This window comes from Marinomonas maritima, assembly GCF_024435075.2.
GTDB classification, from domain to species: Bacteria; Pseudomonadota; Gammaproteobacteria; order Pseudomonadales; family Marinomonadaceae; genus Marinomonas; species Marinomonas maritima.
Genome location: NZ_JAMZEG020000004.1, coordinates 219,311 through 227,500, shown reverse-complemented (window position 1 = coordinate 227,500; position 8,190 = coordinate 219,311). Strand labels below are relative to the sequence as shown.

Below are 8,190 nucleotides of genomic sequence, written 5' to 3'. Positions count from 1 at the left end.
GGTAGCGCCTCGTATCTCACCATTGGGGGTAGAGCACTGTTTGGGCTAGGGGGTCATCCCGACTTACCAACCCCATGCAAACTCCGAATACCAATGAGTGCAATTACGGGAGACACACGGCGGGTGCTAACGTCCGTCGTGGAAAGGGAAACAACCCAGACCGTCAGCTAAGGTCCCAAAGTTACAGTTAAGTGGGAAACGATGTGGGAAGGCTTAGACAGCTAGGAGGTTGGCTTAGAAGCAGCCATCCTTTAAAGAAAGCGTAATAGCTCACTAGTCGAGTCGGCCTGCGCGGAAGATATAACGGGGCTCAAACTGTACACCGAAGCTACGGATGCTTAATTTATTAGGCATGGTAGAGGAGCGTTCTGTAAGCCGTTGAAGGTCAAGCTGTAAGGCAGGCTGGAGGTATCAGAAGTGCGAATGTTGACATGAGTAACGATAAGGGGAGTGAAAAACTCCCCCGCCGGAAGACCAAGGTTTCCTGTCCCATGTTAATCAGGGCAGGGTGAGTCGGCCCCTAAGGCGAGGCAGAAATGCGTAGTCGATGGAAAACAGGTTAATATTCCTGTACCGATGTATATTGCGATGGAGAGACGGAGAAGGCTAGGCCAGCACAGCGATGGTTGTCTGTGTTTAAGGCGGTAGGTTAGGTGCTTAGGCAAATCCGGGCACCTCCCTTTAGTGGGAAGATCGAGAACTGATGACGAGCCCTCTTTTGGGCGAAGTGGTTGATGCCATGCTTCCAGGAAAAACTTCTAAGCTTCAGATATACATTGACCGTACCCCAAACCGACACAGGTGGTCAGGTAGAGAATACCAAGGCGCTTGAGAGAACTCGGGTGAAGGAACTAGGCAAAATGGTACCGTAACTTCGGGAGAAGGTACGCCGGCCGGTGTGAAGGACTTGCTCCGTAAGCACTAGTCGGTCGAAGATACCAGGTGGCTGCGACTGTTTATTAAAAACACAGCACTCTGCAAACACGAAAGTGGACGTATAGGGTGTGACGCCTGCCCGGTGCTTGAAGGTTAATTGATGGGGTTAGCGCAAGCGAAGCTCTTGATCGAAGCCCAAGTAAACGGCGGCCGTAACTATAACGGTCCTAAGGTAGCGAAATTCCTTGTCGGGTAAGTTCCGACCTGCACGAATGGCGTAACGATGGCCACACTGTCTCCACCCGAGACTCAGTGAAATTGAAATCGCAGTGAAGATGCTGTGTATCCGCGGCTAGACGGAAAGACCCCGTGAACCTTTACTATAGCTTCACAGTGAACTTTGAACCTATTTGTGTAGGATAGGTGGGAGGCTTTGAAGATAGGACGCTAGTTCTATTGGAGCCAATCTTGAAATACCACCCTGGTATGTTTGAGGTTCTAACTCAGGTCCATTATCTGGATCGAGGACACTGTGTGGTGGGTAGTTTGACTGGGGCGGTCTCCTCCCAAAGAGTAACGGAGGAGCACGAAGGTGTGCTCAGCATGGTCGGAAATCATGCGTAGAGTGTAAAGGCAAAAGCACGCTTAACTGCGAGACAGACACGTCGAGCAGGTACGAAAGTAGGTCTTAGTGATCCGGTGGTTCTGTATGGAAGGGCCATCGCTCAACGGATAAAAGGTACTCCGGGGATAACAGGCTGATACCGCCCAAGAGTTCACATCGACGGCGGTGTTTGGCACCTCGATGTCGGCTCATCACATCCTGGGGCTGAAGCCGGTCCCAAGGGTATGGCTGTTCGCCATTTAAAGTGGTACGCGAGCTGGGTTTAGAACGTCGTGAGACAGTTCGGTCCCTATCTGCCGTGGACGTTTGAGATTTGAGAGGAGCTGCTCCTAGTACGAGAGGACCGGAGTGGACGAACCTCTGGTGTTCCGGTTGTCACGCCAGTGGCATTGCCGGGTAGCTACGTTCGGACGGGATAACCGCTGAAAGCATCTAAGCGGGAAGCCTCCCTCAAGATAAGATCTCACTGGGACATAAGTCCCCTAAAGAGCCGTTCGAGACTAGGACGTTGATAGGTTGGGTGTGTAAGTGCTGTGAGGCATTGAGCTAACCAATACTAATTGCTCGTGAGGCTTGACCATATAACACCAAAGTGGTTTTAAAGAATAATACTTTAAAAACACAGACACAGATTACGATACACATCAGCAATGATGAACATCGGTTTAACCTTGATTATTGTTATTTCAAAAAAGAATTGTTAAAGATCCAAGCATGTCTTCGCGTGTTTTGGTGGGAAGAAACAGAGGATAGACATTATCATCTAAAGACACCACCGGAACGAACGCAGCAGAATTGCTTGACGATCATAGAGGCGTTGAACCACCTGATCCCATCCCGAACTCAGAAGTGAAAAGCGCCATCGCCGATGGTAGTGTGGGAGATCCCATGTGAGAGTAGGTCGTCGTCAAGCTTAAATTAAGAGAGCCCTGATAGCTAACGCTGTCAGGGCTTTTTTTTGGCTGAAATAAATGGCTAAGAAAAGTGATCAGGGAAGGCGTCGTCAGCCTTGGTGCTGGAACATAAAAATTGTAATGGTCTAATGATTCTAGAAAGTCCTATAGCCTATAATTCACTAAAATATAGGAAGTAGACCATGACCATTACAACCCGAAAAACACGACTAAATTACACGCCCAAACAAAAATGTGAATATGCTAGATTGATGGTAGAAGAGCACTATTCTAACCAGCAGATTATGGACATATCGGGAGCGGGAGCAACAGCCGTTGCTCGTTGGAAAAAACAGTATTTAGATGAGCGGCGCGGCGAATTCACTCAAAATAAGATCCCTTTAGACGCAGATAAACGGCTAATAGAAGAACTCAAAAAAGAGTTGGCAGAATCAAGAGAGGATGTACGCCTGTTAAAAAAAGCAACCGCCTTGTTCATACGCGACAATCCAAACTTAAAGTGATTCGACAATTGATCAAGGCAGAGCCCTTGATAGCCATTCAGAGAGCATGTCGATTATTTGACCTCCCTGTGTCGAACTATTACTACGTATCTTTGGTTCGCCCTGAAGATGAGGACATCAAGCAGAGAATGGTGAAGATATTTGAAGAGTCTCTTCATTCTTATGGAAAGCGACGCTTGGTCATCGACTTGAGAAAAGCATTGTTTAAAATTGGTGTGTTTAAAACGGCTAGATTAATGAAAACACTGGGGTTGGTCGCGAAAAGACCGAAGAAACCACATTATTATAAAATGGGTGAAGAGCAACCCACGACACCACACTTATTACAAAGAGCGTTCAATCCGACGGATATCAATATCCGTTGATGTATTGCAGCTGGTTGAATGCCTAGAATACGTTTTGCCGCCAGCTTGAAAAAGACACTTGTTCAAAATGGAGTAACTGTCAGATTAGGCTTGAGCGAGTACAACCTATGTATTCTTGCTAATCTGGGGATAAACCTTGTTTTTATGCACAAAAAAGCTCAGTTCATTCTGAAGTGGGCCCTAGATTGCAGCAATAAGTGGCGCACGCTTATTTAATAATACTTCAATCGGTGTGAGATAGTTCAGCGATTTTCTCGGCCTACAATTTATTAGCATTTGAGTGTCTGCAATCTCCTGTTCTGTCAGCTGACCGATGGCGAATCCCTTAGGATAAAAGCACCTCAACAGACCATTGGTATTTTCATTGAGACCTCGTAGCCATGAGTGATAAGGTTTAGCAAAGTAGGTTTTACATTTTAGTACTTTGGCAATACTTTGATGGTGGCACACTCGCCTCCATTGTCAAACATGATGCTATGACAAACATGCTTAAAAGGCTTTAACAGCTTTTTAATGGCTTTAGAAACCAATTTTTTCGTCTTGTTCTTAACACGACAGGTCAATAAGAGCTTTGTTACTCGCTCCGTTAACGTTACTAAGTAACCGTCTTGACCGTAGACAGTGTCTCCTTCCCAATGACCTATTTCTTTTTTATCATCAACCTGCTTGGGGTGTTGGTCGATATCGACTCGGTTAGGAATTAAGTGAGCGCCTGCCGTCGTGTCTTTGCGTGGTTTATAGCGCTTTCCTTGTCTTGCCAATTTATGGCTCCACCTTTGCTCAAACACAATGTTGTAGACTGTATTGCAGCAGACTTTTAGTGTTGGTATCTCTCTGGCTAGCCGTCCTGCAATTTGCTCTGGAGTGAAGCTCAATTTGAGTGAGCCTTCTACTTTATCGATCAATTCCTGACTTCGTTTTGTAAACTTGCGAGCCTGAGCTCTAATCATGGCGGCATGAGTGTGGGCTGTCTCAGCACAATATTTACTATTGAGGCATCGTCTCAGTTCACGAGCAATCGTTTTATTGTTTCGCTTCATCTTTTTTGCGATGACTCTGCCGAAAAGCCTAGTTCATTTAGACCTTCAATCTGGTATCGTTCTTTTAGCGTTAGTTGCTTATATTGGTCGTTCATTTTTGGACGACCTTGGTGGATTGTGTGAGAACTCGAAGCCTCTATAGGCAACTGACTCTCTTATCTATAGCAAGTGTGTCGGTCTAATTTGTATTTTAAATTACACCATAGTGTTATCGGGTATACATGATGAAAATAGTGACTGAGTTATGAAAATATGTTTTTTTTGTTAATTTATGTAATAAATTCAAGTTTTTAACTTATGACCCCTGAAATTTTTATAAAGCGGCAGTGTCAAGTAAGTTTTGTTGAGCATAAAGAAGTTATTCAATCTTTATGGAGCGGTTATGGTGAAATCGCCCGCTATACTATTGGTGATCAAGGTTTTCAGTCTTCCTCTTATATTATTGCCAAACATTGCACCTTCCCCGTTTCTATAAACCACCCTCGTGGCTGGCAGTCAGATTACGCGCATAACCGAAAAATACGTTCTTATGAAGTGGAGCAGTGTTGGTATCAAGATTGGGCTTTTCGTTGTCTTGAATCTGCTCAAGTAGCGCATTGTCATGGCGTTTATTTTGATAAGCAAAGCGGCCAGCGTTTGACCTTATTAGAAGACTTAGGCGCGTCGGGTTATGCTGCGCGATACGACACTGATAACGATCAACATTTGTTGTCTTGTATTAACTGGCTTGCTGCTTTTCACGCTGGTTTTATTCATCAAACCCCCGCTTCTGATTGGCCTAAAGGGCTTTGGAGAAAAGGCACTTATTGGCATTTAGACACACGTCAAGAAGAATGGATGGCGATGGAAGAAGGTGAGTTGAAGTCATCTGCAGCCGCCTTGTCTCATTGCCTTGATGAAGCTCGTTTTAAAACACTGGTTCATGGCGATGCGAAGGTCGCGAATTTTTGTTTTTCTACACAAGAAGAAAAAGTCGCCGCGGTGGATTTTCAATACGTTGGAGGTGGTACTGGCGTACAGGATTTGGCTTATCTCTTAGGCAGTGCTCTACCTGAAAAAGCGCTGGCCGAAAACTTACCTTATTTACTGGATCATTATTTTTCCGAGCTAGGGCGGGAGTTAATGGCTCAAGGTGAATCTCAGGCTTTTGCCCAAGAGGTGATTGAAGAGTGGCAAACATTGTTTGTGATTGCCTGGGCAGACTTCCATCGCTTCATTATGGGCTGGAGCCCAACTCATGCGAAGAATACCCCTCTCAGCCAAAAGCTAACCGAGCAAGCGCTACAGCAATTGAGAAATGCCTAATGCCTATTCAAGACGACCTTAATGCTCGATTGGTTTTTGCTGTCGCTTGAGCACTCATAGGATCTTCGGGCCATGGGTGCTTGGGATAACGACCGCGCATTTCTTTTCTAACTTCTGGATAAACTTCTTTCCAAAAGAAAGCTAAGTCTTGAGTTACGGCTAAGGGTCGTTGTCCTGGTGATAATAGTTCAATACGAATGGTTTGATTAAAAAACGTCGGGTGAGTCGTGGTGCCAAACATTTCTTGCAGCTTTACGCGCAGCGTTGGCGGCTGCTCTTTGTAATCAATGCTGTGACTGGCTCCCGACGCGATGTTGAGTCGAGCTGGGACGTTATTATTTAGTGCTTGTTGCTGATTCCAATCTAACCGGTTAAGCAGAATGCTCGCCAAAGGAAGCTTGTTCATCGCTTGTTGTGTTGCAATGGCTCCAACGTATGGTGCCAACCAATTTTCTAGCCCAGCCAGTAGCGCGTCATCAGAATAATCTGGCCATTGCGTACTTTTGTCATGCGTAAAAGCAAACTGAATGCGAGCCCGCAGTTGTTCGCTTGCATCATCCCAAGGTAAAACGGACAAACCATTTTGACGAATATGGACGAAGATCGCTCTGCAAATATCTGCTGCTGATGGTTTGTTACTCTTTTGTTTATCAATGCATAACTTGCCAATCCATCGTTGCGATTCACTTAATAAACGCGCGTCTTTTTTTGACCATGTCAGGTGCTGCTTGGTTTCTATTAGAGATGAAAAATCGGTTTCGATTGTGCCTAATTGGATTGGATGAGCCAGAAAAATGCGGTCTTCTTCTTGGCCATGATGACCGCCAATGTCTAATACAATTAGCCACTGCTCTTGAGCCGATGGATCTTGAATATCCAAACTTGCCATACGACCGTTCGTCAACTTGTAGCGTACTCTTTCGTTGTCTTGATTGACTCGTAGAGCGATGCGGTCTGCAAACGCGCTGATGAGCAGAGGCGCTATATCGTTCGAATTATCACGTGTGATCTTGTGTTGAATCGAGATTTTTTGACTGCGCTGAAGCCATTGTTGTCGTGCTTTTTGATAAACTGGTTTGGGTCGTTTGCTGTTTACAGACAACGTGCCGTTAAGCCATGCGAGTCGATCGCTTAGGCAGCTGTTGTGTTGAGTGAACGGGTCACCTTCCGACAGAATGGCGCACACGGCTCCAGCGGCCTGACCATTACCTCTTTTTATCCCTTCAATCAAAAGCCGAGCCAGTCTCGGCTCAATGCCAAGTTCACTCATGTGTTTACCAAGCGGGGTGAGCTGTAGCGTTTCCTTAGGATCAAGCGCCGACAGCTTTGTTAGCAAGTCCACCGATTGCTGCCAGTGGCTTTCAGTTGGAGGCGTGATCCAATCCAGTTCCAAACGTGCTTGAACACCCCATTTGGCGAGGTCCATCACGAGGGAGTTTAAGTCACTGATTTCAATTTGAGGTTGGGCTTGCGGCGCCAGCTGGTATTGCTGTGCTTCGCTCCACCAACGATAGCAAATACCCTCTTCCGTTCTGCCTGCACGGCCCATTCGCTGCGTGGTTTCCGCTTGAGTTGCTCGACGAGTGTGTAATCGTGTTGTGGCGGTATTGGCATCGAAACGCGCTTCGCGACTCAGGCCACTATCGACCACCACTCGAATGCCTTCAATGGTTAAGCTGGTTTGCGCTATCGCCGTGGCGAGAACAATTTTACGCGCTGGCGCAACCACTGGTTGAATGACCTGCTCTTGTTCTTTTAGGCTGAGCTCGCCATATAGCGACAGAATGCTTAAATCAGGATGATGGCCGAGTTGTTGTTGCAGTTTGCTTGCCGCTTGACGAATTTCTTTTTGCCCCGGTAGAAACACCAAGAAACTGCCAGTTTCTTCATTGAAGGCTTGGCAAGTGAGCCGCACAACTTCGTCGGTGACTTGAAACGCTTTGAGCGCTTTGTTGCCATAATGGGTTGTGATTGGAAAGCTTCGGCCCTTGCTGGTGAGTGTTGGGCAGTTAAGTCGGGCTTCCAGTACGTCCGTGTCTAATGTGGCCGACATGACTAATAGTTTTAGCGGGTCTTCGTCTCGGTAAAGCTCCCTTGCCTGTAAGCACAAAGCAAATGCCAAATCAGAATGAAGGTTGCGTTCATGGAATTCATCGAAGATGACCAACGCGATGTCATCTAAGCTTGGGTCGTCATGCAGCATGCGGGTTAATACGCCTTCGGTGACGACAAGCACTTGGGTGTTTTTACTTTCTTTGCCCTCATGACGAATTCGATAACCAATGCGTTCGCCAAGCGGCTCTTGTAGTGAATCAGCGAGGCGTTTTGCTGCGGTTTTGGCGGCCAAACGTCGAGGCTCTAGCATGATAATTTTACGACCGTTACACCACGTTTCTTGCATTAGCTCGAGTGGCACCACCGTTGTTTTACCTGCACCGGGTGCGGCTTCCAAAATGGCTTCGTGCGATTGACTGAGTTGACGCTTTAGGTCGGGAATCAGTTGGTAGATAGGCAATTCGTTAGACATAAGGCCGCTCATTAATATACTGCGCCTATGATAGC

4 protein-coding genes, 2 rRNA genes and 1 pseudogene (1 of these 7 running past the window's edge) are annotated in these 8,190 nt (G+C 46.4%); 5 read left to right on the top strand and 2 right to left on the bottom strand.

Annotated features, from left to right (window positions below):
* The 4 genes from M3I01_RS16200 to M3I01_RS16185 all read left to right on the top strand — a co-directional run.
* Positions 1 to 2,082 (top strand): 23S ribosomal RNA (locus M3I01_RS16200) (it extends 816 nt beyond the left edge of the window).
* Positions 2,083 to 2,299: 217 nt separating this feature from the next.
* Positions 2,300 to 2,414, top strand: a 5S ribosomal RNA gene (gene rrf / locus M3I01_RS16195).
* Between the two features lie 183 nt (positions 2,415 to 2,597).
* Positions 2,598 to 2,918 carry a hypothetical protein gene (locus M3I01_RS16190; protein WP_255896962.1) on the top strand — a complete coding sequence of 107 codons (321 nt, stop codon included), beginning with the start codon at positions 2,598 to 2,600 and terminating at the stop codon, positions 2,916 to 2,918.
* 26 nt (positions 2,919 to 2,944) lie between these two features.
* Entirely contained in the window at positions 2,945 to 3,283 is a 339-nt protein-coding gene (locus M3I01_RS16185; protein WP_255896961.1) for an IS3 family transposase, read from the top strand.
* Positions 3,284 to 3,463: 180 nt separating this feature from the next.
* On the opposite strand, the pseudogene M3I01_RS16180 reads toward M3I01_RS16185, so the two are convergent.
* A pseudogene (locus M3I01_RS16180) lies at positions 3,464 to 4,418 on the bottom strand (IS30 family transposase).
* A gap of 202 nt (positions 4,419 to 4,620) precedes the next feature.
* Here M3I01_RS16180 and M3I01_RS16175 point away from each other — a divergent pair.
* Entirely contained in the window at positions 4,621 to 5,628 is a 1,008-nt protein-coding gene (locus M3I01_RS16175) for a phosphotransferase (protein ID WP_255896960.1), read from the top strand.
* 7 nt (positions 5,629 to 5,635) lie between these two features.
* On the opposite strand, the gene hrpB is transcribed toward M3I01_RS16175, so the two are convergent.
* Positions 5,636 to 8,155, bottom strand: a complete 2,520-nt coding sequence (hrpB, locus tag M3I01_RS16170; RefSeq protein ID WP_275565193.1) for an ATP-dependent helicase HrpB — start codon at positions 8,153 to 8,155, stop codon at positions 5,636 to 5,638.
* Positions 8,156 to 8,190 lie beyond the last annotated feature (35 nt).